Genomic DNA, 23,069 nt, shown 5'->3' on the forward strand with positions numbered 1-23,069 from the left:
GTGCGCCATCCTGGGAATCAAGCGGCAGAAACCGCGGGCTGTGCCGGCGGCACGGCGGCCACAGGCTGCGCAGTAATGCGGTAGCCCGCACCGCGCACGGTCTCGACCATTGCGCCGCCCGCACCCAGGGCTTCGCGCAAGCGCTTCACATGCACATCGACTGTGCGCTCCTCAATAAACACATGGTCGCCCCAAACCCGGTCCAGCAACTGCGAACGGGTATGGACCCGCTCCGCATGCTTCATCAGGTAGTGCAAAAGCTTGAATTCGGTCGGGCCGATCTTCACCGCCTGCTCCTGGAACGTGACCCGGTAGGTCGCCGCGTCCAGCACCAGTGCGCCAATGCTGACCACGCCGTCGTCCTGCTCGGGCGCCCGGCGGCGCAATACCGCACGGATACGGGCCAGCATTTCCTTGGTGGAAAAAGGCTTGGAGATGTAGTCGTCGGCGCCAGCATCCAGGCCGGCCACACGGTCGCTTTCATCGCTGCGGGCCGTCAGCAAAATAATGGGGACCGCCTTGGTGCGCGGATGGGCGCGCCATTTTTTGGCCAGCGACAAACCGCTCTCGCCAGGCAGCATCCAGTCCAGCAGGATCACATCGGGCAGCACGGCGTCCAGCTCGCACTGGGCAGTCACGCTGTCCATCGCCCAGGTAGGCTGGAAGCCGCTGTGGCGCAGATTGACCGCGATCAGCTCGGCAATCGCGGGCTCGTCTTCGACGATCAAGACCCGGGGCATGGTTTTCATTGCAGTGCCGACTCCACTTGTGCTGCCGTGGCGTGGCGCACATCTTCACCTCTGACGATGTAGATGATGAATTCGGCAATGTTCTTGGAATGGTCACCAATCCGTTCGATCGCCTTGGCAATGAACAGCAGGTCCAAGCTGGCGGAGATGGTGCGGGGGTCTTCCATCATGTAGGTGATGAGCTTGCGCACAAAGCCGTCGAACTCTTTGTCCAGCAAGTCGTCTTCCTTCAGGATGTTGACGGCAGCCGCAACGTCGAGCCGGGCAAACGCGTCCAGCGCCTTGCGCAGCAGGCCAGAAGCCATGTCGGCCGATACCCGCAGGTCCAGCGTAGGCAGAGACCGCGGTGCGCCGCTGTGGGCAATCGACTTGGCCATTCGGGCGATCTTATTGGCTTCGTCACCCACGCGCTCAAGGTTGGCCGTGGTCTTGGAGATGGCGATCAGCAAACGCAGGTCGCGGGCGGTGGGCTGGCGGCGGGCAATGATGCTGGAGAGTTCGCGGTCGATCTCGATCTCCATCGCGTTCACCCGCGACTCGGCTTCGGCAACCTGGTCGGCCACTTCCACGCTGAACTGCGACAGGGAGTAGATAGCCTGGCGAATCTGCGATTCGACCAGACCACCCAGTTCCATCACGCGGCTGGAAACGCCATTGAGTTCGCTGTCGAACTGGCTGGAAAGATGTTTATCTGGCATGGTGTGTTCTCCGGGCAGTTAACCGAAACGACCGGTGATGTAATCCTCGGTCTCTTTGCGCTTGGGCTTGAAGAAGATGTCTTCGGTCGCGCCAAACTCCATCAGGTCGCCCAAATACATATAGGCGGTGTAGTCGCTGCAGCGGGCGGCCTGCTGCATGTTGTGGGTCACGATCACCACGGTGTAGTCGTTCTTCAGCTCGGTAATCAGCTCTTCCACCTTGGACGTGGAGATCGGGTCCAGCGCCGAGCAGGGTTCGTCAAGCAACAGCACTTCAGGTTTGATCGCAATGCCGCGGGCAATGCACAAGCGTTGTTGCTGGCCGCCCGACAGGCTGGAGCCGCTCTGGTTTAGCTTGTCCTTGACCTCGCTCCACAATGCGGCCTTGCGCAGCGCCCACTCTACGCGCTCTTCCATGTCCGTGGTGTTCAGGTCTTCAAACAGCTTCACGCCGAAGGTGATGTTGTCGTAGATGGACATGGGGAACGGCGTGGGCTTCTGGAACACCATGCCGACCTTGGCGCGCAGCAGGGCCACGTCTTTCTTGCTGGTCAGCAGGTTCTCGCCGTCCAGCAGGATCTCGCCTTCAGCGCGTTGCTCGGGGTACAGCTCGAACATGCGGTTGAAGATGCGCAGCAGCGTGGACTTGCCACAGCCCGACGGGCCGATGAAGGCGGTGACCTTCTTGTCCGGGATTTCCATGTTGATGCCCTTGAGCGCATGGAACTTGCCGTAGTAGAAGTTCAGGTTCTTGACCGAAATTTTGGAAGTATTGACAGTATTGGCAGTTGCAGTTTGCATGGTTAACCTTTGTTGGAGCCAGCCCAGGCACGGGCCAGAATGTTCAAGCCCAGGACGGCCATGGTGATCAGGAAAACCCCTGCCCACGCCAGCTTTTGCCAGTTTTCATAGGGGCTCATCGCAAATTTGAAGATGGTGACCGGCAGGCTGGCCATAGGCTGGTTCAGACTGGAGGTCCAGAACTGGTTGCTCAGCGCGGTAAACAGCAAGGGAGCGGTTTCACCGGCGATACGGGCTACCGCCAGCATCACACCCGTGACCACACCAGCACGTGCGGCCTTGAGCGTGATGCTCAGAATCACCTTCCACTTGGGCGTACCCAGTGCGTAGGCGGCTTCGCGCAGGCCCGGTGGAATCAGCTGCAGCATGTTCTCGGTGGTGCGAATCACCACCGGGATCACGATCAAGGCCAAGGCCACGATGCCCGCCCAACCGGAGAACGACTTGAAGCGCGATACCACCACCGCATACACAAACAAGCCGATCACGATGCTGGGTGCTGACAACAAGATGTCGTTGACGAACCGGGTGGCCGAAGCCAACCAGCCCTTGGAGTCATACTCGGCCAGGTAAATGCCGGCCATGATGCCCACCGGCGCACCGACAACCGTTGCCAGCGTCACCATCAGGAACGAGCCATAGATGGCGTTAGCCAATCCACCTTCGTCGTTCGGCGGCGGGGTCATCTGCGTCAGGGTGGCGATGCTCAGGCCGTCGATCCCCAGACGCACGGTTTCAAACAGAATCCAGAACAGCCAGAACAGGCCGAAGGCCATGGCCCCCAGGGCCAGTACCAGCGCAATCTGGTTGACGCGCTTACGCTTGGCGTACTTGGCGCTGCGGGTCTGCTCTAGCGCCGAGGCCTTCAACAGCATTTCACTCGTGGTCATGTCTTGGCTCCTTCATTTTTCCGCAGCTGCGCCAGCAGGAGCTTGGACAGGGAAAGAATGACGAAAGTAATAAAAAACAGCACTAGGCCGAGGTACATCAGAGCACCTTGGTGCAGGCCCTCGCCAGCTTCGGCGAACTCATTGGCCAGTGCCGAGGTGATGCTATTGGCCGCCTGGAACAGGCTCAGGGAATCCAGCTGGTTGAAGTTACCGATCACAAAGGTCACAGCCATGGTCTCGCCAATGGCGCGCCCCAGGCCCAGCATGATGCCGCCGATGACGCCCGACTTGGTGTACGGCAAAACCACTTTGGACACGACTTCCCAGGTGGTTGCGCCCAGGCCGTAAGCCGATTCCTTCAGCAAGGTGGGTGTGACCTCAAACACATCGCGCATCACTGCGGCGATGAACGGGATGATCATGATCGCCAAAATAATGCCGGCCGACAAAATGCCAATACCCACCGGAGCGCCTGAGAACAAGGCTCCCATGTACGGCACGTCGCCGAACATGGCCTGCAGCGGCTGCTGCACATAGGTAGACAACACCGGGCTGAATACCAACAGGCCCCACATGCCGTAGACGATGGACGGCACAGCGGCCAGCAGCTCTACAGCCGTACCCAGAGGCCGCTTGAGCCAGGCGGGCGACAGCTCGGTGAGGAACAGCGCGATACCAAAGCTCACCGGCACCGCGATCAGCAAGGCGATGAGCGAAGTCATCAAAGTGCCGTAGATCATCACCAGCCCGCCAAACTCCTCTTTCACCGGGTCCCAGGTCGTGCTGGTCAGGAAGCCCAGCCCGTACTTGTCAATGGCCGGCCACGCGCTCACTGTCAGCGAGCCCAGGATCGCCACCAGCATCACCAAGGTGAAGATGGCGGAGCCTTTGGCCAGCCAGGCAAAAACGCGGTCGAAGACAGGGCCCGAACGGGCCGCTTTGGGGCGGGGAGGAGTGGTCATCGCGTGTCCGGAAGTCTTGGCAGACGGATTCAACGGTAGCTCGTTCGCCGGAAGTGTAGATGACACGTTTTACTCCTTGGTCCGTAACAGGGATTACTTGATGGCGACAGGCTTGCCAGCACCATCGGTAACCTGGCCCCAGGCTTTCTCAATCGAGGCCACTACAGGTGCAGGCAGAGGCACATAATCCAGGTCGTCGGCAATCTTGGCGCCGTTCTTGTAGGCCCAGTTGAAGAACTTAAACACTTCGGTCGCATTGGCGGGCTTGTCCTGCTTGGTGTGCATCAGGATGAAAGTCGCGGTAGAGATAGGCCAGGCTTCCTTGCCAGGTTGGTCGGTGATCAGCTGGTAGAAGGACTTGTTCCAGTCGGCACCGGCAGCAGCTGCTGCAAAGGCGGTATCGCTGGGCTGCACAAACACGCCGTCGCGGTTCTTCAGCAGCGCATAGGTCATCTTGTTTTGCTTGACGTAGGCGTATTCGACGTAGCCGATCGAATTGGGCAGACGGTTCACGAATGCCGCAACACCTTCATTACCCTTGCCGCCGGCACCCACGGGCCAGTTCACGGCTGTGCCCTCACCCACTTTTTCCTTCCACTCGGGGTGGACGCGGCTCAGGTAGTTGGTGAAATTGAAAGTAGTACCCGAACCATCGGCACGGCGCACGGGGGAGATGGCGGCGTCTGGCAATGGCAGACCGGGGTTCAGCGCCACCAGGGCGGCGTCATTCCACTTGGTGATCTTGCCCAGGAAGATATCGCCCAGCACCTGGCCGGTCAGCTTCAGTTGGCCGGGTGCAATGCCCTTGATATTGACCACAGGTACAGTGCCGCCAATCACGGCGGGGAACTGCATCTGGCCCTTGGACTTCAGCACTTCGTCGGTTTGTGGCATGTCGGAAGCCCCGAAGTCCACGGTTTTGGAGTCGATTTGCTTGATGCCGGCGCCGGAGCCAACGGACTGGTAGTTGATCTTGACGCCAGTCGCCTTGTTGTACTCAGCCGCCCACTTGGAATACACGGGAGCGGGGAAAGTCGCACCAGCGCCGGTGATTTCCTGCGCGCCAACCCAACCTGCGAAAGACAGGGCAGCCGAACCTGCAAGGCTGACCATGGCGATCTTGAAACGTGTTTGCATAACTAAACCCTTTAAATGAGTAAGAACCAACCTGACGTTGCACCAAACTGGTACACCGTTGCGATGGCGTTAATTTAAGAAGATTGTGTGACAGCCATGTGACAAAAATAAGCGTAAACCCGGTTCGGCATGGGTGCTATGCTGCGCCCACAAAAATTGCGGCAACACCATGCAAAACGGAACACTTCTCGCCGCCCTGGACCTGGGCTCCAACAGCTTTCGCCTGGAAATTGGTCGCCTCGACCACGGGCAAATCCACCGTACCGAATACCTGAAAGAAACCGTCCGCCAAGGCAACGGCCTGGACGAAAACCGCAACCTCAGCCCGGAAGCCATGCAGCGCGGCTGGGACTGCCTGGCCCGATTTGGCGAGCGGCTCGCCGGTTTCGAGCGCCACCAGGTACGTGCCGTCGCCACCCAAACCCTGCGCGAAGCCCGCAACCGCGACGCGTTCCTGGCCAAGGCGCATGAAATTCTGGGGTTCCCCATCGATGTCATCCCGGGCCGCGAAGAGGCCCGGCTGATCTACCAGGGTGTGGCCCGTCTGCTGCCGCAGTCGCAGGAGCGCCGCCTGGTGGTCGATATCGGCGGACGCTCTACCGAAATGATTCTGGGGCAAGGCTATGACGCCACCGTCATGGAATCCTTCCGGGTGGGCAGCGTGGCCTGGTCGATGAAATACTTTCCCCAGGGACAGTTCACCCGCGATGCGTTCCGCATCGCCGAAATTGCCGCCAAAGCCGTGCTGGACGAAGCCCTGAACGCCTACCGCCGCGACACCTGGGACGTGGCCTATGGCTCCTCCGGCACGGTGGGTGCGGTCGCCGACATCCTGCACGCGGCCGGCTGGCAGCAAAACCTGATCAACCGCGAAGGCCTGGACTGGATCAGCGAACGTCTTTTAAAAGCCCAAACCGTCGACAAACTGCGCTTCGAAGGCATGAAGGATGACCGCAAACTGGTCATCGGTGGCGGCATCAGCGTGCTGCGCGCCGTGTTCGACCTGCTGGGCATCGAAGAAATGCATGCCGCCGACGGCGCGTTGCGCCACGGCGTGCTGTACGACCTGGTGGCCCGTGGCCAGGAAGACACCGACCTGCGCGCGGTCTCGGTGCAACGCATGGCTTCGCGTTTCGACGTGGATACGTTGCAAGCCCAGCGCGTGGCGCACCACGCTTGTGCTCTGTTCAGCCAGCTGCAGCTGCAAAGCGGCATGTCGGTTGCTGAGTCGGCACGCCTGCAGCGCAAGCTCAACTGGGCCGGCTATCTGCATGAAATCGGCTGCCAGATCTCCCACAGCTACTACCACAAGCACGGTGCCTACATCCTCGACCACGCCGATGCACCCGGCTTCGCGCTGTCGGAACTACACCGCCTAAGCCAACTGGTGCTGGGCCACCGCGGCAAGCTGCGCAAGCTGGAACTCGACTTTGCCGATGAGGTGTTTGTGCAGCAGCTGCTGTGCCTGCGGCTGGCCACCATTCTGAGCCACGCCCGGCGCGACCCGGACACCACCGGGCTGCAACTCACCCAGGACCCGGCGCAGCCCAACCAGTTCCTGCTCAGCACCCGTGCTGGCTGGTCGCAAAGCTATCCACAGTCCGCCCATCTGCTACGCGAAGAGGTTGTGGCCTGGCAAAAAACTCCCTGGTCTTTGCTGCTTTCCGAGACCTGAACACGGGGCGTAGCCAATTACTTGAAAAAACCTGCACTTTTGTCAAGGAACGCTGAATAATCTGCCGATATAGTTTGTAAAGAGCATAGTTGTGCTACCCATTGAGACAACCAGCAAGGCCACGCATGACAGAACAATCCAGGCCCAACCTCGGTGATGGCTACAAGCAATACTTCGAGATAGCTCCGGCACTGGACCAGGCGCGCATCAACGACGTATTTTTCATACGCCATGACGTGTATGCACGCGAGCTGGGTTTCGAGCCGGTACGCGAAGACCAGCGAGAAACCGACAAATACGACTACCGCTCGCTGCACTGCCTGGTTCGCAGCGCCGACGGCTCCAGACTCGCAGGTTGCGCCCGGTTGGTGTTGACCGACCCCCAAGACCAGGACTCGCCCCTACCCTTCGAAGTCACCTGCAAAAACACCCTGGACCGCAGCATCATCGACCCGGCCAAACAGCCGCGCGCGCGCATCGCCGAGGTATCCCGACTGGCCGTGATGTCCGAGTTCCGCCGCCGCAAAGGTGAACAGCAAAGCGAGGCCATGATCTCAGAGCAGGATTTCGGCGACCGCAACCAGCCGCGCTTCCCGTATCTACCCGTCAGCCTGTACATGGGAGCCGTCATCATGGCCAAACGCCAGGGAATTGAAACCCTGTTCACCCTGACCGAACCTCGATTAGCCGAGCACTTTGCCAAATTGGGGGTCAACATCATGCCGATTGGCGGCCCGGTGGAACACCGGGGACAGCGCCTGCCCTCCATGTTGCGCGTGGACGAGGTGTACCAAGGTCTTCGGCTGCTGATTCGGCCGCTGTGGCATGTAATCAATGCCCAAATAGACGAGGCTTACGCCAAGGCATCGGTCTAAACAGCCAATTTCGTTATTTCTAAATATGCTTATTCGCATATTGGTAGAACAATAAAGTAGTTTGGATTAAAGGGGCCGGCTTCTATAGTCGCGCCCATGCACGATTTAGCGTTTGTTTTTGCCGGATTCTTTGTCGGTTTTGTCGTAGGTTTGACCGGCGTGGGCGGCGGCTCGCTGATGACCCCGATCCTGATCTTCTTCTTTGGCATGAAGCCCTACCTGGCAATCGGCACCGACCTGCTGTTCGCCTGCTTCACCAAGGCCGGTGGCACCTTGAAGATGGCCCGCTCGGGCATGGTCAGCTGGCGCATCGTGGCCACCCTGTGTGCCGGCAGCATTCCGGCATCGCTGCTGACCTTGTGGGTGCTGCACACCCTGGGCCCGGCCGAGCCGCAAGTGCAAAAAGCTATGACCACCACCCTGGGCGTAGCCCTGCTGCTCACGGCACTGGCCACTCTGTACAAAAGCATCCGCGGCAAATCCGCACCGCGCAGCATCAGCCACCAGGCCATGGCCCAAGCCGAGCGCCCGCGCCACTGGAGCCTGCCGCTGCTGTTTGGCGCGTTTATCGGCACGCTGGTGACCCTGACATCGGTCGGCGCAGGCGCGATTGGCGTGACTGTGCTTATGCTGCTCTACCCGCTGCTGCCGCTGCAGCGGATTGTGGCTGCCGACATCGCCTATGCGGTGCCGCTGACCCTGATCGCCGGCCTGGGCCATGCAGGCCTGGGTTCGGTGGACTGGCCGCTGCTGGCCAAGCTGCTGGCGGGTTCCCTCCCCGGTATCTGGCTGGGTTCCCACCTGATGCTCAAGACCTCGGACCGCGTGATCCGCGGCGTGTTGTCGCTGCTGCTGGCCTATGCCGGCACCAAATTACTGGCACTTTAAAATTACCTGTTGCCCACGTGCAGCCCCTCCCACGATTGCTTTAAAAATGTACCAATACACCGAATTTGACAAACAGTTTGTGCAACTGCGCGCCGCCCAATACCGCGACCAGCTGGAGCGCTGGCAGGCAGGCAAGCTGGCCGAGGACGAATTCCGTCCGCTGCGCCTGCAAAACGGCTGGTACGTACAGCGCTTTGCCCCCATGCTGCGCGTGGCCGTGCCCTACGGCGAGCTGAACAGCGCCCAGCTGCGCGTGCTGGGCACCATTGCCCGCGATTACGACAAAAAAGACGCACACGATCTGGCCAAGGCCAACCCCGGCCTGAGCGATCTGCACAGCCTGCCCAGCGCCTGCGCCCACTTCACGACCCGCCAGAACGTCCAGTTCAACTGGATTCCCCTGGATAAAAGCGCTGACGTGATGGATCTGCTGGCCAGCGTGCACCTGCACGGTATCCAGACCAGCGGCAACTGCATCCGCAACACCACCAGCGACGAGCGCGCAGGCATTGCCGCCGATGAAATCGCCGACCCGCGCCCGCTGGCCGAAATCATCCGCCAGTGGAGCACGCTGCACCATGAATTCGCCTTCCTGCCACGCAAGTTCAAGATTGCCATCGTCGGTGCCACCGACGACCGCGCCGCCACCGCCTGGCACGATGTAGGCCTGCATGTACTGAAGAACGAGGCCGGTGAAGTCGGCCTGCGCGTCATGGTCGGCGGCGGCATGGGCCGCACGCCTGTCGTCGGCACCGTGATCCGTGACTTCCTGCCCTGGAACCAGATCCTGAACTACCTGGAAGCCGTGGTCCGCGTCTACAACCGCTGGGGTCGCCGCGACAACATGTACAAGGCGCGCATCAAGATCCTGGTCAAGGCCGAAGGCCAGCGTTATATCGACGAAGTCGAAGCCGAATACCAGCAGATCCTGACAGTCGATGGTGGCCCGCACACCATCGCCCAGGCTGAGCTGGACCGCGTCACCGCCTGCTTTGTGCCGCCGGCCAGCCGCGTCGGCGCCCTGCCCGCCTTGGCCAAGCCGGTCGCCGCCCCGGTGGATGACAAGGAGTACACCCGCTGGCTGAAGCAAAACGTGGCAGCCCACCAGAACCCGCTGCTGCGCGCCGTGACCCTGTCGTTCAAACGCCTGGGCTACTCGCCCGGCGACGCTACCGCCGACCAGCTGGATGCTGCAGCCGACCTGGCCGACCGCTACAGCGCCGGTGAAACCCGCGTCACCCACGACCAGAACCTGGTGCTGCCCTGGGTCCGCGCCGACGAGTTACCGGCCCTGTATGCCGAAGCCAAGGCGCTGGGCCTGGCCAGGGCCAACATCCGCCTACTGACCGACATGATCGTCTGCCCCGGCGGCGACTTCTGCAGCCTGGCGAATGCCCGCTCGCTGCCGATTTCCGAAGCCATCAGCCAGCGCTACCAGGACATGGACGAGCTGCACGACCTAGGTGAAATCGATGTGCACATGAGTGGCTGCATCAACTCCTGCGGCCACCACCACAGCGCCCACATCGGCATCTTGGGCGTCGACAAGGACGGTCAGGAGTGGTACCAGGTGACACTGGCCGGCTCGGACGGCTCCCAACTGTCCGGTCCCGCCATCGCCGGCAAGGTCGTCGGCCCATCCTTCAGCGCCGCCGAAGTGCCCGAAGTCATCGAAGCCGTGCTGGATACCTACCGTGCGACCCGTAGCAGTGGCGAAAACTTCATCGACACCCTGCGCCGCGTCGGCCAAGACCCGTTCAAGCTGGCCGCCAACAACGCCCGCATCAGCACCGGCAAAGCGCCGCGCGCCACGGCCGAAGCCTGAAAGTAAATACTATGAAAATAATAGCATCCACCGCACATACACCGGGCGCCGAAGGCCAAAACAGCATTGTTGCCCTGGCCAACGACGTAGACCCCCGCACACTGCCACTCGAAGGCGTGACCCGCATCGACCTGAACTTCCCCAAGTTCACCGATGGCCGTGCCTACAGCCAGGCTTTTCTGCTGCGCCGCCGCCTCGGCTTTACCGGCGAAATCCGCGCCACCGGCGACGTGCTGATCGACCAACTGGTACAGATGCAACGCAGCGGTTTTGACGTGGCCGTGCTGCGCGAAGGCGTGGATGCCAGCGCCGCACAGCGCCAGTTCGACCGCTTTGAAGGCTTCTACCAGGGCGACGCCGTCCACGTGGAGCCGCACTTTGCCGAAACCGAGCACTCCGCAGCCTACGCCGCAGAGCTGGCCCGGCAAGACTCGTATTGATCGGAAAAACACCATGAGCACGCTCAACCTCGCACAGATCAACACGGATCTCGGTCGCAACGCACCAGCTTTGGTGGAATGGGCACTCGGCCTGGACCAGCCCGCCATCGTCACCACCAACTTCCGTCCATTCGAAGCGGTCATCCTGCACATGGTCACCCGCGTGAACCCCGACGTGCCTGTGGTCTGGATGGACAACGGCTACAACACCGAGGCCACCTACCAGTTTGTCGATGAAGTGACAAAGCAGCTGAAGCTGAACCTGCGCATCTACCTGCCGCTACGCTCGCGTGCGCACCGCGAGGCGGTAGACGGCGCGACGCCCGCGCTGGACGACCCGCGCCATGCAGCCTTCACCGAAGAAGTGAAGCTGGAGCCTTTTTCCCGCGCACTGCGCGAGACGGCCCCCAAGGTCTGGTTCACCGCACTGCGGGCCACCGACACCGCCGTGCGCGCCCAGATGGACCCGGTGAGCATCAACCCCGACGGCCTGATCAAGGTCGCGCCATTGCTGCACTGGTCGTCCAAAGAACTCCACGAATACTGTGTCACCCACGGCCTGCCCAACAACTTCGACTACGTGGACCCCACCAAGGGTGAAGACAACCGCGAGTGCGGCTTGCACATTGCCCATTGAGGCCGACTGAAACTTGACCCCCGACATGAACTCCCTCGCTACCCCCTCTGCCCAACACCATCTGAGCAATGCCCACCTTGACGCGCTGGAAGAAGAAACCATCTTCATCCTGCGCGAAGTGGCTGCCGTATTCGAGCGTCCCACCCTGCTGTTCTCCGGCGGCAAAGACTCGCTGGTACTGCTGAAATGCGCCGAAAAAGCCTTTGGCGCGGGCCGTATCCCGTATCCGCTCTTGATGATCGACACCGGCCACAACTTCCATGAAGTGACCGACTTCCGCGACTTCCGCGCCAAGGAACTCGGTGCCGAACTCATCGTGCGCAACGTCGAAGACTCGATGAAACGCGGCACCGTGCGCCTGGCCCATCCCGGCGAGTCGCGCAATGTGCACCAGTCGGTGACCCTGCTGGAAGCGATTGAAGAATTCCGCTTCGACGCGCTGATCGGCGGCGCCCGACGCGACGAAGAAAAAGCCCGCGCCAAGGAACGCATTTTTTCGCACCGCGACAGCTTCGGCCAGTGGCAGCCCAAGGCCCAGCGGCCTGAGCTGTGGACCCTGTTCAACACCCGCCTGCAGCCCGGCGAACACTTCCGCGTGTTCCCCATCAGCAACTGGACCGAGCTCGACGTCTGGCAGTACATCGAACGCGAGCAGATCGCCCTGCCCTCGCTGTACTACACCCACAAACGCGAAGTGGTAGAGCGCAAGGGCCTGCTGGTCCCGGTGACCGACCTGACCCCGCTCAAAGCCGGTGAAACCGCCGAGCAGCGCGACGTGCGCTTCCGCACCGTGGGCGACATCACCTGCACCTGCCCGGTGGAGAGCTTTGCCGCCACCGCCGGCGACATCGTGATCGAAACCCTGGCCGCCGACGTGAGCGAACGCGGCGCGACCCGCATGGACGACAAGACTTCCGAAGCGTCCATGGAAAAACGTAAAAAAGACGGATACTTCTAATGAACGCTACTACTTCTATAGCTACTCCCGCAGGTAATACAAGCGCTGCAGTCCTTTCCGCCTTGAAATTCATCACCTGCGGATCGGTGGATGACGGCAAGAGCACCTTGATCGGCCGCCTGCTGGTCGACACCAAAGCCGTACTGCAAGATCACCTGGCCGGCGTGCAGCGCCAGGGCGAAACCGATCTGGCCTTGCTGACCGACGGCCTGAGCGCCGAGCGCGAGCAAGGCATCACCATCGACGTGGCCTACCGCTACTTCAACACCGAAGACCGCAAGTTCATCATCGGTGACGCACCTGGCCACGAGCAGTACACCCGCAACATGGTCACCGCCGCCAGCAGCGCCGACGCCGCCGTGGTGCTGGTCGACGCCACCAAGCTCGACTGGAAAAACGCCGCGCTCGAATTGCTGCCGCAAACCCGCCGCCATTCGCTGCTGTGCCATTTGCTGCGCGTACCCAGCATCGTGTTCGCCATCAACAAGCTGGACGCGGTGGAAGACTCGGCCCTGGCCTTTGCCCACATCAGTGCCGCGCTGAACAGCTTTGCTGCCGCTGCCGAGATTCCCGTGAAAGCCATCGTGCCGATCTCGGCATTGAAGGGCTGGAACGTGGTCGAAGCCGGCCACAGCGAAAACCCCGATTGGTGCAAGTACACCGGCCCGACCCTGCTACAAATTCTGGAGCAATTGCCAAGCACGCCGGCCGAAGTCGACCAGCCCTTCGCCTTCCCGGTGCAGTGGGTGGAAAAGTTCTCGTCCAGCAGCGACACCAGCCAGGGCCGCCGCGTATTCTGGGGCCGCGTTGCCACCGGCAAGATCGAAGTTGGCCAGGAAATCCGCATCCTGCCCAGCGGCCAGACCGCCACCGTGGCCCAGGTGCTGGACCATGCGCGCAACCCCAAGAGCGTGCAGGCAGGCAACAGTGCCGGCATCACGCTGGACCGCGAAGTCGACGTATCGCGTGGCGACTGGCTGCTGGCCCCGGGCCAGTTTGAAGCCAGCCGCGAAATCTCCGCCACCGTCGCCTGGATGGACGACGAACCGCTGGTCGCCGGCCGCGTCTACTGGGCGTTGCACGGCCACCGCTGGGTCAAGGCCAAGGTGAAACGCATCGTGCACAAGCTGGACATCAACACCCTGGCCGAAGAAGACGCGAGCGAGCTGCCCCCCAACGCCATCGGCCATATCGAGCTGGCGCTGCAGGAAGGCATCGCCACCCTGCCCTACATCCAGTCCCGTTCGCTGGGTGCCCTGGTGCTGGTCGATACGGCCTCACACAAGACCTCGGGCGCCGTGCTGGTCCGCTAATTTAAAATCACGGGTTAACCCCGCTATTGAAAAAAATACCATGACTCACGTCGTCTCCGAAGCCTGCATCAAGTGCAAATACACCGACTGTGTGGATGTCTGTCCCGTGGACTGCTTCCGCGAAGGCCCGAACATGCTGGTCATCGACCCGGATGAATGCATTGACTGCGCAGTCTGCATCCCCGAATGCCCGGCCAACGCCATCTATGCTGAAGAAGACATGCCCGCCGACCAGCTGGCCTTCATCCAGCTGAACGTGGAACTGGCCCGTGCCGAAGGCTGGAAGAGCATCACCAAACGCAAACCAGCCCTGGCCGACGCCGACGACTGGAAAGACGTGATGCCCAAGATCCAGCTGCTGGAACGTTAAACCGTGTTGCCCGTACTGGAAACCGGCGCCGTCGTCATCGGCGCGGGCCCGGTCGGGCTGTTCCAGGTCTTCCAGCTGGGTCTGCTGGAAGTCCCCACCCATGTAATTGACGCCCTGCCCCACGCTGGCGGCCAGTGCATGGAGTTGTACCCCGACAAGCCCATTTACGACATTCCCGGCACGCCGGCCACCACCGGCCAGGCGTTGGCCGCGTCGCTGCTGCAGCAAATCCAACCCTTTGGCGCACAGTTCCATCTGGGCCAGTTGGTCAGCAGCATCGCCAAGCAAGCCGACGGCCGCTTTCTGGTGCAGACCGACCAGGGCACGCAGCTCCTGGCCCCGGTGGTGGTGATCGCCGCCGGTGTCGGCGCCTTCCAGCCACGGCGTCTGAAGCTGGACGGCATCGAAGCCTTTGAAGGCAGCCAGCTGCATTACCACCAGCCCCCCAAAGATGTAACTGGCCAACATCTGCTCGTCATGGGTGGCGACGAAGCCGCCCTGCGCTGCGCGTTGGCATTGACTGAGACCGATGCCCAGAGCGTCACCCTGCTGCACCGCCGCGACGTGCTGCAAGCCCCCACCGCCGACATCGTGGAAATGCAGATGCTGGTCCAGGCCGGCCGCATGCGCTTCATGGTGGGGCAGATCGCCAGCTTTGAGGCCGATGCAGGCCGTCTGCAAGCCCTGCAAATCAGCGACGTGGACGCAGCCCTACACCGCCTGCCGGCAGATGCGATCAGCGTGTTCCAGGGCCTATCGCCCAAGCTCGGCCCGGTAGCCGACTGGGGCCTGGCCATGGAGCGCAAGCAGCTGCAGGTGGATACGGCCAGGTTTGAAACCAGCGAACCCGGCATCTTCGCCGTGGGCGACATCAACACCTACCCGGGCAAGCAAAAGCTCATCGTCTGCGGCTTCCACGAAGCCACCTTGGCCGCCTACGCTGCGGCGCCGCTGGTGTTTCCGGGTAAAAAGATTCCGTTTCAATACACCACCACCTCGCCACGGCTGCACCAGCTGCTGGGTGTGATGAAGGCAGCCGACGCCGCCTAACAAGCGCTGGTGCCGGGCATCAGCCTTCTAAGCGGAGGGTCGGCCGGGTGCTAGAACCTCGCCCGGTAGTACACCATGGGCTTGCCGCGGCTGACGCGCAGCACTACCCGCTCGTTGTTGTTCAGCTGCAGGCCCAAAGCGCCGCCCAGCTCGAAACGGATGCCGCGCGAACTGGCGGCACTGAACTGCATTTCCAGCCGGGTGTCGTAATTGTTCGGGCCGTTGGCATTGGCCTGCTGGATCAGGGTCATAGCATCTGGCGTAGGCGACACGCGCTGCCACACGCCAAACTGGAAGCGCCCCTGGCCCACCTCGGCCGAGCGCCAATTCAAACCCAGGTCCAGCCGCTGCGCCGTGGTACGCGGCAACGCGCCGGGCATGCGGTTGTCCGGCACCGCCCAGCCCAGGCCGATACCCACACCCGCCTGGGGCGCAGCGCCCGACCAGCCGGTCAGGCTCAGGCGCGAGCTGCTGGCATCGTCCAGCATGGGCGTGGCTCTGGAGGCCAGCTCCAGGCTCAATGACGGGGTATGGGAGGGAGCGGTAGACGGGGCAAAGCCGCCCAGGTCGGCATCGTGCTGGGCTTGGGCGCAGGCGCACCAAGCGCCCGCCAACGCGCACAGCCAACGCAAAGGCATCACAGGGTAGAGAGCAACAGCATGCATGGCAGCCCACCTCGGTGTAATTTCTGCCATTGTGCGGCAGTGCGCTGCGCTTTGGGGGCTAAAAATCAGCCTCCAAAATGTAAAAAAGCCTGCAAAAAGCAGGTCTTTTCAAAAGCCGAATCGGCTTAAAACTCTTTCACCACCGAATACATCACCCCCGCCGTGCCCAGGAAGTTCAGCTGTGCGGCCCAGCCGGAGTCAAACCGCCAGCCCACGGCCGGCACGATGGCGGGCGAAAAACCCTTGTAGTTCAAAGGCACCTTGTTCTCGTACGGAGGCTTGTAGCCGTACAGAATGCCCGCGGACACCTTCAGGTAGACCTTGGGCAGGCTTTCGAATACGCCGTAAAAACTCTGGCCCGCGTACACGTAGGTGCTGTCCTGGCCAAACGAATTGCTGAACAAGGCCATGCCGTAAAAGCTGTTGTCGCTGGCCTCGCGCTCCAGCCCCACCAGATGCACCGGCCGGTGCTCGGGGTTGTAGCTGTAGTGCGAGGTGTGCGGGCTCAGCTCGATGCGCCACCGGTAACTGGGCGCCAGCGGCGCATCGCCGGGCGTCGCCGACTGGGCCGAGGCAGCGCATACAAACCCCAGCAAGGCACACGCCGCCAACCGCTGGGGCAATACAAAAACATCCATGGAATACCCCGCAAAAATGGCTTGGAAAAATGAAGGCCGACCCGCTTGCAAAGAAGCGTAGACCTTTAACCTGGCTGGCGAGGATTGTATTGCTATTTTTTTAATAGCTTATCGCGCAGGTAGGACCTGCGCTACAGGCATTATTTGTGTATTTTTGTAAATCCAGCCCAGCACGGGCGCTAGGCTAGAATCCGTCCACTCCGCCGCCGCCTGATGGCGAACACGGAGTTCCGCTAGGGGTGTTGCGCTGTAGAGGCCGCGACTGAGAAAGTCCCTTTGAACCTCATCCAGAGGATTTAAACGACGACAGATACGGTCCGAGCACCGGAGGAAACACAGGGCCAGCGGCCCTTTTTTTACGCCTTGCCATCGCCCGATAGATAGATTTGGCGGTAGTGCCGTACTTAGCAGCCAACGCATTCCAGGTGCAACCGCCAGCAGCATATTCAGCCACGATCACATCTAACTGCTCCTCTGTGATCACCAGCGGCTTACCTCCCCACGTAATACCCCGTTCCCTTGCAGCGACCTGCCCCGCTATGGCGCGCTCTCGGATCATTGACCGCTCCAACTGCGCGACGGCACCGAGTATCTGGACCATGAACATACCCAGTGGGCCGGACGTGTCTAAAGGCTCAGTCAAAGACCGTATAGACGCCCCTAACCCGGTGATTCGCTCCAAGATCAAGAGCAGGTCCTTCAAACTCCGCGCTATACGATCCATCTTGTAAACCACCAGCACATCCCCCGGCACAAGCTCAACCAGCGCCCTCTGCAACTCTGGCCGTTTACCAACAGAACTTGCCTTTTCTTGGTAGATCAGCTCAACCCCGATTTTTCGCATTGCATCCAACTGCAGATGCGTCTCTTGATCCTTTGACGACACCCGCGCATAACCTATAAGCATTTACCGTTTCCCAAACAACCCCACGACACGCCAGTTACGGTTAAGGAGGGCAAACCTAACCAAGCTCTGCAGTAGCTCATTTCTGCTGCAATCGAGGTCAAAGCTTATTTCCTCAAGCGTTTTAGCAATATCGCAAGGTAATGTCATATCAATACGCACATTACGCGATCTATATGCAGCAACACGCGCAGCATCGGAGGAATGCTTGCGTGGCCGCCCTTTGTCAGGTTTTTTCGTAGTCAACTCACTATCTGAAACGCCCGCGGCCGCGGATTTTTCAGGCGCGGTAACGAAATTAAATAGATCACGCTGCGTAGGCATAGTCACCCCCACCCGTATAAATCAGCTGAGGCTCAGTTACAAGCCAATATCGCCTTTCCTTAAACACGTTTTCGCTGATCCGATGCGAAACGATCACATCGCCATCGGCACAGGTAAAAACGGCATCCATCATTTCGCCGAAGCTAAGCCCGTAGTACGTCTGAGCGACTGAATCAGGAGGCGTAAGGCCGTTGGATCGGCTGTAGCGATTGGACTCCTTGGGCGCGTCGTGGAAGTCCTTTAGGATGTATTTCGACACGTATGCAGCCAGCTTTGCAAGGCTGAGGTTGCGGCGATAACCGCCGTTTTTGGTTTTGCCACCGACGAAGCACAAGCCATTGTCAGCGCCAACGATAGAGCGCCAAATCTCAGTGCCGAGTTTCCAGGCCTTGATCTTTTCACCCTTGCGAACACCATGAGCGGGCAGCTTATGGCAGGCGACGTGCACATGCATCGCCCCCCGTTCCTGTTTCTCAAAGCTGGCGCAATAGATGAAATCGCCACCCAAGGCAACTTTCATGCGACGCACCCATTCCTTGAAATGCTTTTTACACAGTTCACGATCCTCTTGATTCTCCCGATAGGTGATGGTCAGCAGCTCGTTTAAGCCCTGCGCTTTGATGATCCAACGGCACCTTGTCTTAGCACGCTGGGCAGACTTTTCGCGGGCACGCTCTTGACGCTCTAAGCGCTCTTTTTCGAATTTTTCTTCAATAAGAGACAGGTTCGTGCCGGGCCAGTTTTCCTGATAGTCCTCAAGAAGCCACTTAGGCTTTTCCTCAGATTCTGTCCACTCAACAGCATTGGCAAAGGACACCTCACGATGACCATTGGCCTCACGTGTCCGCACCACCCAGGCATCAGGAATAACGACACCCTCATAAACCACCCGTTCCCCGTCAGGGAGTCTTACAATTCTCTGCATTGCACAACCTCTTTTTGTGTAATCACGGCCCGGGCGTCCTGCAAGATGCGTCGGGCCTTTTTTCGTCTATCGAATACCGAATACCACTTTCAAACCAACTACCAAAACCGGCACTTAGCAGTGCTGTGTTCTAAAGTGAACTATTAATAAATTAGCGGCGCTTCGCGCCGCCCGCGCTTCGCCTGCGGGCTGGCTGCGAATGCGCCCGCCACCTGCATTACGCCGCCCACTCCCGGAGCACCACCGCCCTAGCGGCGATGGAATGGCGGGCAGGGGGTGACGAACAGATCCACCATGGGGCGCTATGCCCCCATACCCCCATCCCCACGCCTGCGGCTCACGCGGCACTATTCGTGCGCTTGGGGCCCCTGCTGGCTTTTCAGTAGACGAGCTCACGGCAGCATCGCGACCGACGACGCGGCAGGAGCAGGAGCAGGGACAGGGGCGGCAGGCGCTGGAGTAGGCAGCACAGGCCGCAATGGGGGCGCCAGGACGCGCGTTTGCTTGGGGAGGGTCAACGGGTCATGCGGAGCCGCAGCGACCGCCACGGGGCTTTCCTGCAGCGGCCTACCTGCGTTGGCATCCTTCAAGGCAGCTTGCCAATCGTTGAAGAAGCCGCCCTTGACGAGCTGGGCGCACAGATCCAGCGGCACATCCAGCTTAGTAGCCTGCTGGCTGAAGCACTCGCAGCGGGTTTTCGACTGGATGCAAGCCGCTGGATACGGGACGTTGACCGGCTTTGTCATTTCGTCATAGCGCGGCGCTGTGTACGCCAACCCTTGCAGCCGCGGCTGGTAGCTGCTGACGTATTCGGCCGTTGTCAGAACCCGTTTTTCTGACCCAGGCGGACGGTCTGGGCCACCCGTGCGGACTTGACCAAGCAGAGGCTGTGCTACAGGGACCGGCCCTTTCGGTGCCACAGTTTTTTGCAGCATGGTCCAGGCGTAATAGCCGAGCAGCGGCACCAGTACCACGCAGGCCACCAGCAGCTTGACCTGAAACGGAATCCTGACCTTGGCGGTATCCAGGCTGGTGGATACGTACCAGTCGTACACCTCCTTTGGATACTTCACCATCGTGACTTGCCCAGAGGCACCAGAACCCGCCTTTTGCGGCGCATCGTTGACAGCGGCCCACTGGATGACGGACACCAAGGGCGCACCGGACGCACGTTTCAAATGCTGGTGCCAACCAGGCGAACCGATCAGACGCCGCACGAACGGGTCCATATTCATGGGGTGCTGCGTCAACAGAAAAAAGTCGAAACCGCGAACACGATGTTCTGCTAGCTGGCTCACATAGCGCGGGACCTCTTTGCCGGACCGGATAGGAAAATCGTTATGGCACTCATCGAACAGGAAAATTGCACCGTCCGGCACAGACTCCCAATCCTTCGCATCGATCTTGATCCAGCCAAAATCAGCGACCATATTGAACCGACCGTTGTAGTAAACGGGGCGGGATTCGGCTAAGGATTTTTCGCGCACATCGCGCAGGGTCAACAGGGTTTTGCCCGCACCGTTGGCCCCAGTGCGTAAATACAGCATTACCGTTTCACCCAGTGCTTGACGGTATCGCTGTTCATGCCGTTAAACGCCAACCGCATCAGGATGGCAGAAAACACCATGTTCACGCAGGAGCCCACACGCATCAATGACAGCATGGCGACCACATCGGGTGGCAAAGCCAGGAAGGCCGACACGGCCCCATCTTTCAACCAACCAATAGTGGCTTGCATGCCGGTATACGTCACCACACCCACAGCCAAAGCGGTCAACGCCTTGGCTACCAAAGAGCCCACTATTTGGTAGAACGCGCCCGCAATTAATCCTGCTAACCATGGCATATATCACCCCCTTGTCACGATACGGATGCACAGCAAAAAAGTGACCGCCTGCAGCACGATGCCGAGCCGCGACAGCCACACATTCACCATCGAAAAGGGCAGCGATACCGTATGCCCCATGAGCGACAAATTCATATCCTGCATGCCTGATGCAGCACCTAAAAACTCTGTCTGATCAAACGAGCCAGACGAGAAATTTACAGTGGAATTTCCAGGTAGATCAGCCGTCTTGTCACCGTCCGCATTCGCCACCGCAGCAGCGTAAGCAGCCGATTCCGCACTGTCGGGAGGCTTCGCCAGGGAGCAGGCCGCTTGAAAAACATAGGTGGCTTGGGCGCACTGGACTGCATCGCCGGTACAGGCTGGCGCCGACCCACAAGCACCGGCAAAGGTCCCCTCTACTTCAGGCTTACATTGCGCCGAGCCCGGGTTTTCGGCGCAGTAGCTGGCCTGCGGAACGGTGGTAGTGGTGGTTTCGCCTGCTGACCCACCGCCGCCACCGCCACTGCCGCCCGTGGTTGTCGTAGTCGTGGTAGTCGTGGTGCACGTCGCACCGTCACAAGTGGTTGTAGACGTCTTGGTCCCCGTGCCATCCGTGGTAGTCGTGCCATCGGGATTGGTGGTTGTTTCCGTTGTCGTCGTGCCACCGCCAGTGCTGGTTGTAGTGCCCGCAGTAACGCAAACAGACACACCGTTTACCTCCCCCGGCACCTGCCCCTTTTTGCATGTGGATGGCGTGGAGGTGGTAGTGCCTGTGCCCGTCCCGGTGCAAGTCGTGCCGTCAGAAGTGAAAGGCCCATACACACACGATTGCGTACCTGTGCCAGTGCCGCCACCTGTACCGCCCAGGCTACCCCGTATTACAAAGCCGGCGTAACAGGTGGTCAGGGCAGGCGTGCCGGTGTAGCAGAGAGGCGCGCCGATCAGGTTTAACGAGTCAGCAATGGTTTTAGCTTGCTTCGCTGCACTCTCTGTTTCCGTGAGCGGACCGGTGCAAGTCTCCCAAGCCGTTGTGTTTTCGTATTTGGGTGAACCGAAATAAGACGGACCTATGTACGAGGTGTACAGCGCAAGCTGCTTAAAACCATTCGACACCCTGTCTTTGATCAGGTAATTGTGTGAACCCGGAGCAGCACAGTTAGAAGCGGGATAGCCTAACGAAAGACAGTAAGTCGTGTCCCGTTCCCCATCAGCCACGTCCTTTTCGCCTGCGATTTTGAGCGTTGCCTTTAAGTCGGCACAGGTGGGAACGGCTGCATTGGCCGATGCCGTAAATCCGAGCAGTAGGGCAAGGATGAAAGAGGCGGCTAGGCGGTAAAAATTAGCCATGCCGCCCCCAGGATTGCGATGATTACAAAAATGCCCATGTGCCGTACCTCTGTTGACACTGAGCCCTAGGCGTCCCCAGGGCACAGCAGCAACAGCCGATCAGGACATTGCGGCACGGACCCACTTGAAGGCCTTCACAGCGACCTGCAGACCGAGCACAGCGCCACCGACGGCAACGATGGCAACCACCGCAGCAGCAATGGACAACAGCACATCGGTGGTATCGATGGTGGTTGCAGCAGCATTTGCGCTCAGCACGGTGCCCATGGCCAGGGCAGCAGCAACAGCGGCTTTGTCAACGCCAGACATGGCCTTAGCGCCGTACTTGCGAGCTTGGGTAACGAGTTTCATTTTTTGCCTTTCAAGACATAAGAGGTGCCGGGATTGACACCCGATAAACCGAGTAGCTGCGGTTTGCCGTGTGGATCACTCACCATGGGAATCAGGGGCCTTGTCGCCTACGGACAGTGCGCGGATGACGACGCGGAACACGTAGCCTGCAGCCCAGCAGCCGAGGATGGCTGCAGCTATCTCCGCACCCTGCGCGGCAGTCAACTGCAGGGGCGGAATGGCAAACTCGTTTTGCGTAGCGGCGTCGCAGACATGGACCACCGTCGCAACAGACATTTGCCCAAACTGGCTTTGGTCAACAGTGCAGGTATCGCCAGACAGGGACCAGGGGAATACCGGCTTGGGGTCGCCCCACTGTTCAGAGGTGGCAGCGGCATAGGCAGCGCATGCACCTTCAGCCGTAGCACCGGGTACGTTCCCAACTGAATACGGCGCTTGCCAGCTCTGACAGGTGGACATGGCTTACAGCGGTACGGGGTTTTGCTTAGCAGAAGCCAGAGGCGCACCCTTGACCGGGTAAGGCGTCAGCGCGGTCAGCACTGCGCCAATGCGGCGATCACGCATCCCCGCCTGCAGAGCAAATGCACCGATGTACGTTCCACGCTTGGGAGCGTTGTCGCCCATCAAGGTTTTAGGCAGTGGGAGAACACCCACTTGCTGCTCTTCGCCGTTGTCGTCCAACAGGATGCATTCGGCATCTTGCATTTCCCAGGGGCGACCGTCTTTCACGCCATTGCGTTTTTCGTTGACGACGAGGATTTTGATGATGGAAGTCAGAGCCATGGTGTTTTGCCTTTCAGGCGGTTGTTAGCTGCGACA

26 protein-coding genes are annotated in these 23,069 nt (G+C 60.3%); 10 read left to right on the top strand and 16 right to left on the bottom strand.

Translation table 11 applies throughout. The features are described from left to right. Positions 1-17: 17 nt before the first annotated feature. The 6 genes from phoB to pstS are packed head-to-tail and all read right to left on the bottom strand — an operon-like array spanning position 18 to position 5,237. Positions 18-749: a phosphate regulon transcriptional regulator PhoB gene (phoB, locus tag BLT66_RS02090; RefSeq protein WP_092755197.1), complete on the bottom strand. Its 732-nt coding sequence runs from the start codon at positions 747-749 to the stop codon at positions 18-20. Beyond that, positions 746-1,447, bottom strand: a complete 702-nt coding sequence (phoU, locus tag BLT66_RS02095) for a phosphate signaling complex protein PhoU (protein WP_092755199.1) — start codon at positions 1,445-1,447, stop codon at positions 746-748. Before phoU ends, phoB begins: the two co-directional genes overlap by 4 nt. Before the next feature lie 18 nt (positions 1,448-1,465). Continuing rightward, positions 1,466-2,248, bottom strand: coding sequence for a phosphate ABC transporter ATP-binding protein PstB (pstB, locus tag BLT66_RS02100; RefSeq protein ID WP_092755202.1), 783 nt, complete (start codon positions 2,246-2,248; stop codon positions 1,466-1,468). A 2-nt stretch (positions 2,249-2,250) separates the two neighbouring features. Further along, on the bottom strand, positions 2,251-3,138 hold the full coding sequence (gene pstA / locus BLT66_RS02105) for a phosphate ABC transporter permease PstA (RefSeq protein WP_092755205.1): 888 nt from the start codon (positions 3,136-3,138) through the stop codon (positions 2,251-2,253). Beyond that, entirely contained in the window at positions 3,135-4,166 is a 1,032-nt protein-coding gene (gene pstC / locus BLT66_RS02110; RefSeq protein WP_369821568.1) for a phosphate ABC transporter permease subunit PstC, read from the bottom strand. The genes pstA and pstC overlap by 4 nt, the downstream gene beginning before the upstream one ends. Before the next feature lie 27 nt (positions 4,167-4,193). Then, positions 4,194-5,237 carry a phosphate ABC transporter substrate-binding protein PstS gene (pstS, locus tag BLT66_RS02115; RefSeq protein ID WP_092755211.1) on the bottom strand — a complete coding sequence of 348 codons (1,044 nt, stop codon included), beginning with the start codon at positions 5,235-5,237 and terminating at the stop codon, positions 4,194-4,196. Positions 5,238-5,406: 169 nt separating this feature from the next. On the opposite strand from pstS, the gene ppx reads away from it, so the two are divergent. The 10 genes from ppx to BLT66_RS02165 all read left to right on the top strand — a co-directional run bounded on the left by ppx (position 5,407) and on the right by BLT66_RS02165 (position 15,268). Then, positions 5,407-6,912: an exopolyphosphatase gene (gene ppx, locus BLT66_RS02120; protein WP_092755214.1), complete on the top strand. Its 1,506-nt coding sequence runs from the start codon at positions 5,407-5,409 to the stop codon at positions 6,910-6,912. A gap of 125 nt (positions 6,913-7,037) precedes the next feature. After that, the gene (locus tag BLT66_RS02125; RefSeq protein WP_092755217.1) at positions 7,038-7,787 is read left to right on the top strand and encodes a PEP-CTERM/exosortase system-associated acyltransferase; all 750 of its coding nucleotides are present in this window, start codon (positions 7,038-7,040) and stop codon (positions 7,785-7,787) included. A 96-nt stretch (positions 7,788-7,883) separates the two neighbouring features. Then, entirely contained in the window at positions 7,884-8,675 is a 792-nt protein-coding gene (locus tag BLT66_RS02130; RefSeq protein WP_092755220.1) for a sulfite exporter TauE/SafE family protein, read from the top strand. Positions 8,676-8,721: 46 nt separating this feature from the next. Then, positions 8,722-10,500 (top strand): nitrite/sulfite reductase, encoded by a 1,779-nt coding sequence (locus BLT66_RS02135; RefSeq protein WP_092755223.1) that lies wholly within the window; start codon positions 8,722-8,724, stop codon positions 10,498-10,500. An 11-nt stretch (positions 10,501-10,511) separates the two neighbouring features. Further along, entirely contained in the window at positions 10,512-10,940 is a 429-nt protein-coding gene (locus tag BLT66_RS02140) for a DUF934 domain-containing protein (RefSeq protein WP_092755226.1), read from the top strand. Positions 10,941-10,953: 13 nt separating this feature from the next. Then, positions 10,954-11,577 carry a phosphoadenosine phosphosulfate reductase domain-containing protein gene (locus tag BLT66_RS02145; protein WP_092755229.1) on the top strand — a complete coding sequence of 208 codons (624 nt, stop codon included), beginning with the start codon at positions 10,954-10,956 and terminating at the stop codon, positions 11,575-11,577. 25 nt (positions 11,578-11,602) lie between these two features. Further along, positions 11,603-12,535 carry a sulfate adenylyltransferase subunit CysD gene (cysD, locus tag BLT66_RS02150; protein ID WP_092755232.1) on the top strand — a complete coding sequence of 311 codons (933 nt, stop codon included), beginning with the start codon at positions 11,603-11,605 and terminating at the stop codon, positions 12,533-12,535. Continuing rightward, positions 12,535-13,848, top strand: coding sequence for a sulfate adenylyltransferase subunit 1 (locus tag BLT66_RS02155; RefSeq protein ID WP_092755235.1), 1,314 nt, complete (start codon positions 12,535-12,537; stop codon positions 13,846-13,848). Before cysD ends, BLT66_RS02155 begins: the two co-directional genes overlap by 1 nt. Before the next feature lie 40 nt (positions 13,849-13,888). Beyond that, positions 13,889-14,218: a ferredoxin FdxA gene (gene fdxA, locus BLT66_RS02160; protein ID WP_092755238.1), complete on the top strand. Its 330-nt coding sequence runs from the start codon at positions 13,889-13,891 to the stop codon at positions 14,216-14,218. 3 nt (positions 14,219-14,221) lie between these two features. After that, the gene (locus BLT66_RS02165) at positions 14,222-15,268 is read left to right on the top strand and encodes an NAD(P)/FAD-dependent oxidoreductase (RefSeq protein ID WP_092755241.1); all 1,047 of its coding nucleotides are present in this window, start codon (positions 14,222-14,224) and stop codon (positions 15,266-15,268) included. 50 nt (positions 15,269-15,318) lie between these two features. Here BLT66_RS02165 and BLT66_RS02170 read toward each other — a convergent pair whose 3' ends face one another. From BLT66_RS02170 to BLT66_RS02210, 10 genes are all read right to left on the bottom strand, one after another. Continuing rightward, positions 15,319-15,933: a hypothetical protein gene (locus tag BLT66_RS02170; protein WP_143029131.1), complete on the bottom strand. Its 615-nt coding sequence runs from the start codon at positions 15,931-15,933 to the stop codon at positions 15,319-15,321. Positions 15,934-16,058: 125 nt separating this feature from the next. Further along, positions 16,059-16,571, bottom strand: coding sequence for a hypothetical protein (locus tag BLT66_RS02175; protein ID WP_092755247.1), 513 nt, complete (start codon positions 16,569-16,571; stop codon positions 16,059-16,061). Between the two features lie 283 nt (positions 16,572-16,854). Further along, positions 16,855-17,478 carry a recombinase family protein gene (locus BLT66_RS02180; RefSeq protein ID WP_092755250.1) on the bottom strand — a complete coding sequence of 208 codons (624 nt, stop codon included), beginning with the start codon at positions 17,476-17,478 and terminating at the stop codon, positions 16,855-16,857. Between the two features lie 304 nt (positions 17,479-17,782). Beyond that, entirely contained in the window at positions 17,783-18,724 is a 942-nt protein-coding gene (locus tag BLT66_RS02185) for a rolling circle replication-associated protein (RefSeq protein WP_092755253.1), read from the bottom strand. A gap of 392 nt (positions 18,725-19,116) precedes the next feature. Beyond that, a complete protein-coding gene (locus tag BLT66_RS02190; protein WP_092755256.1) occupies positions 19,117-20,271 on the bottom strand; it encodes a zonular occludens toxin domain-containing protein in 1,155 nt (384 codons plus the stop codon). Then, the gene (locus BLT66_RS02195; RefSeq protein ID WP_092755259.1) at positions 20,271-20,570 is read right to left on the bottom strand and encodes a DUF2523 domain-containing protein; all 300 of its coding nucleotides are present in this window, start codon (positions 20,568-20,570) and stop codon (positions 20,271-20,273) included. Before BLT66_RS02195 ends, BLT66_RS02190 begins: the two co-directional genes overlap by 1 nt. Positions 20,571-20,573: 3 nt before the next feature. Then, entirely contained in the window at positions 20,574-21,899 is a 1,326-nt protein-coding gene (locus BLT66_RS26380) for a hypothetical protein (protein ID WP_143029132.1), read from the bottom strand. A 99-nt stretch (positions 21,900-21,998) separates the two neighbouring features. After that, positions 21,999-22,250, bottom strand: coding sequence for a major capsid protein (locus tag BLT66_RS02200; protein ID WP_092755262.1), 252 nt, complete (start codon positions 22,248-22,250; stop codon positions 21,999-22,001). A gap of 75 nt (positions 22,251-22,325) precedes the next feature. Continuing rightward, complete coding sequence (locus tag BLT66_RS02205) at positions 22,326-22,526, bottom strand: hypothetical protein (RefSeq protein WP_092755264.1); 201 nt, start codon at positions 22,524-22,526, stop codon at positions 22,326-22,328. A 186-nt stretch (positions 22,527-22,712) separates the two neighbouring features. Then, positions 22,713-23,033: a hypothetical protein gene (locus tag BLT66_RS02210; protein WP_092755267.1), complete on the bottom strand. Its 321-nt coding sequence runs from the start codon at positions 23,031-23,033 to the stop codon at positions 22,713-22,715. Positions 23,034-23,069 lie beyond the last annotated feature (36 nt).

Source organism: Rhodoferax sp. OV413, from assembly GCF_900104385.1.
Lineage (GTDB): Bacteria > Pseudomonadota > Gammaproteobacteria > Burkholderiales > Burkholderiaceae_C > Rhodoferax_B.

What these genes read in the sequence shown, in the direction of transcription:
- BLT66_RS02175 (WP_092755247.1), bottom strand. Translation starts at nt 16,571, where the DNA reads ATGGATGTTTTTGTATTGCCCCAGCGGTTGGCGGCGTGTGCCTTGCTG.
- BLT66_RS02185 (WP_092755253.1), bottom strand. Translation starts at nt 18,724, where the DNA reads ATGCAGAGAATTGTAAGACTCCCTGACGGGGAACGGGTGGTTTATGAG.
- BLT66_RS02155 (WP_092755235.1), top strand. Translation starts at nt 12,535, where the DNA reads ATGAACGCTACTACTTCTATAGCTACTCCCGCAGGTAATACAAGCGCT.
- BLT66_RS02130 (WP_092755220.1), top strand. Translation starts at nt 7,884, where the DNA reads ATGCACGATTTAGCGTTTGTTTTTGCCGGATTCTTTGTCGGTTTTGTC.
- phoU (WP_092755199.1), bottom strand. Translation starts at nt 1,447, where the DNA reads ATGCCAGATAAACATCTTTCCAGCCAGTTCGACAGCGAACTCAATGGC.
- BLT66_RS02135 (WP_092755223.1), top strand. Translation starts at nt 8,722, where the DNA reads ATGTACCAATACACCGAATTTGACAAACAGTTTGTGCAACTGCGCGCC.
- cysD (WP_092755232.1), top strand. Translation starts at nt 11,603, where the DNA reads ATGAACTCCCTCGCTACCCCCTCTGCCCAACACCATCTGAGCAATGCC.
- BLT66_RS02140 (WP_092755226.1), top strand. Translation starts at nt 10,512, where the DNA reads ATGAAAATAATAGCATCCACCGCACATACACCGGGCGCCGAAGGCCAA.
- phoB (WP_092755197.1), bottom strand. Translation starts at nt 749, where the DNA reads ATGAAAACCATGCCCCGGGTCTTGATCGTCGAAGACGAGCCCGCGATT.
- pstS (WP_092755211.1), bottom strand. Translation starts at nt 5,237, where the DNA reads ATGCAAACACGTTTCAAGATCGCCATGGTCAGCCTTGCAGGTTCGGCT.
- BLT66_RS02190 (WP_092755256.1), bottom strand. Translation starts at nt 20,271, where the DNA reads ATGCTGTATTTACGCACTGGGGCCAACGGTGCGGGCAAAACCCTGTTG.
- BLT66_RS02195 (WP_092755259.1), bottom strand. Translation starts at nt 20,570, where the DNA reads ATGCCATGGTTAGCAGGATTAATTGCGGGCGCGTTCTACCAAATAGTG.
- BLT66_RS02180 (WP_092755250.1), bottom strand. Translation starts at nt 17,478, where the DNA reads ATGCTTATAGGTTATGCGCGGGTGTCGTCAAAGGATCAAGAGACGCAT.
- BLT66_RS02205 (WP_092755264.1), bottom strand. Translation starts at nt 22,526, where the DNA reads ATGTCTGTTGCGACGGTGGTCCATGTCTGCGACGCCGCTACGCAAAAC.
- pstB (WP_092755202.1), bottom strand. Translation starts at nt 2,248, where the DNA reads ATGCAAACTGCAACTGCCAATACTGTCAATACTTCCAAAATTTCGGTC.
- BLT66_RS02210 (WP_092755267.1), bottom strand. Translation starts at nt 23,033, where the DNA reads ATGGCTCTGACTTCCATCATCAAAATCCTCGTCGTCAACGAAAAACGC.
- fdxA (WP_092755238.1), top strand. Translation starts at nt 13,889, where the DNA reads ATGACTCACGTCGTCTCCGAAGCCTGCATCAAGTGCAAATACACCGAC.
- ppx (WP_092755214.1), top strand. Translation starts at nt 5,407, where the DNA reads ATGCAAAACGGAACACTTCTCGCCGCCCTGGACCTGGGCTCCAACAGC.
- BLT66_RS26380 (WP_143029132.1), bottom strand. Translation starts at nt 21,899, where the DNA reads ATGGCTAATTTTTACCGCCTAGCCGCCTCTTTCATCCTTGCCCTACTG.
- BLT66_RS02170 (WP_143029131.1), bottom strand. Translation starts at nt 15,933, where the DNA reads ATGCATGCTGTTGCTCTCTACCCTGTGATGCCTTTGCGTTGGCTGTGC.
- BLT66_RS02145 (WP_092755229.1), top strand. Translation starts at nt 10,954, where the DNA reads ATGAGCACGCTCAACCTCGCACAGATCAACACGGATCTCGGTCGCAAC.
- BLT66_RS02200 (WP_092755262.1), bottom strand. Translation starts at nt 22,250, where the DNA reads ATGAAACTCGTTACCCAAGCTCGCAAGTACGGCGCTAAGGCCATGTCT.
- BLT66_RS02125 (WP_092755217.1), top strand. Translation starts at nt 7,038, where the DNA reads ATGACAGAACAATCCAGGCCCAACCTCGGTGATGGCTACAAGCAATAC.
- pstA (WP_092755205.1), bottom strand. Translation starts at nt 3,138, where the DNA reads ATGACCACGAGTGAAATGCTGTTGAAGGCCTCGGCGCTAGAGCAGACC.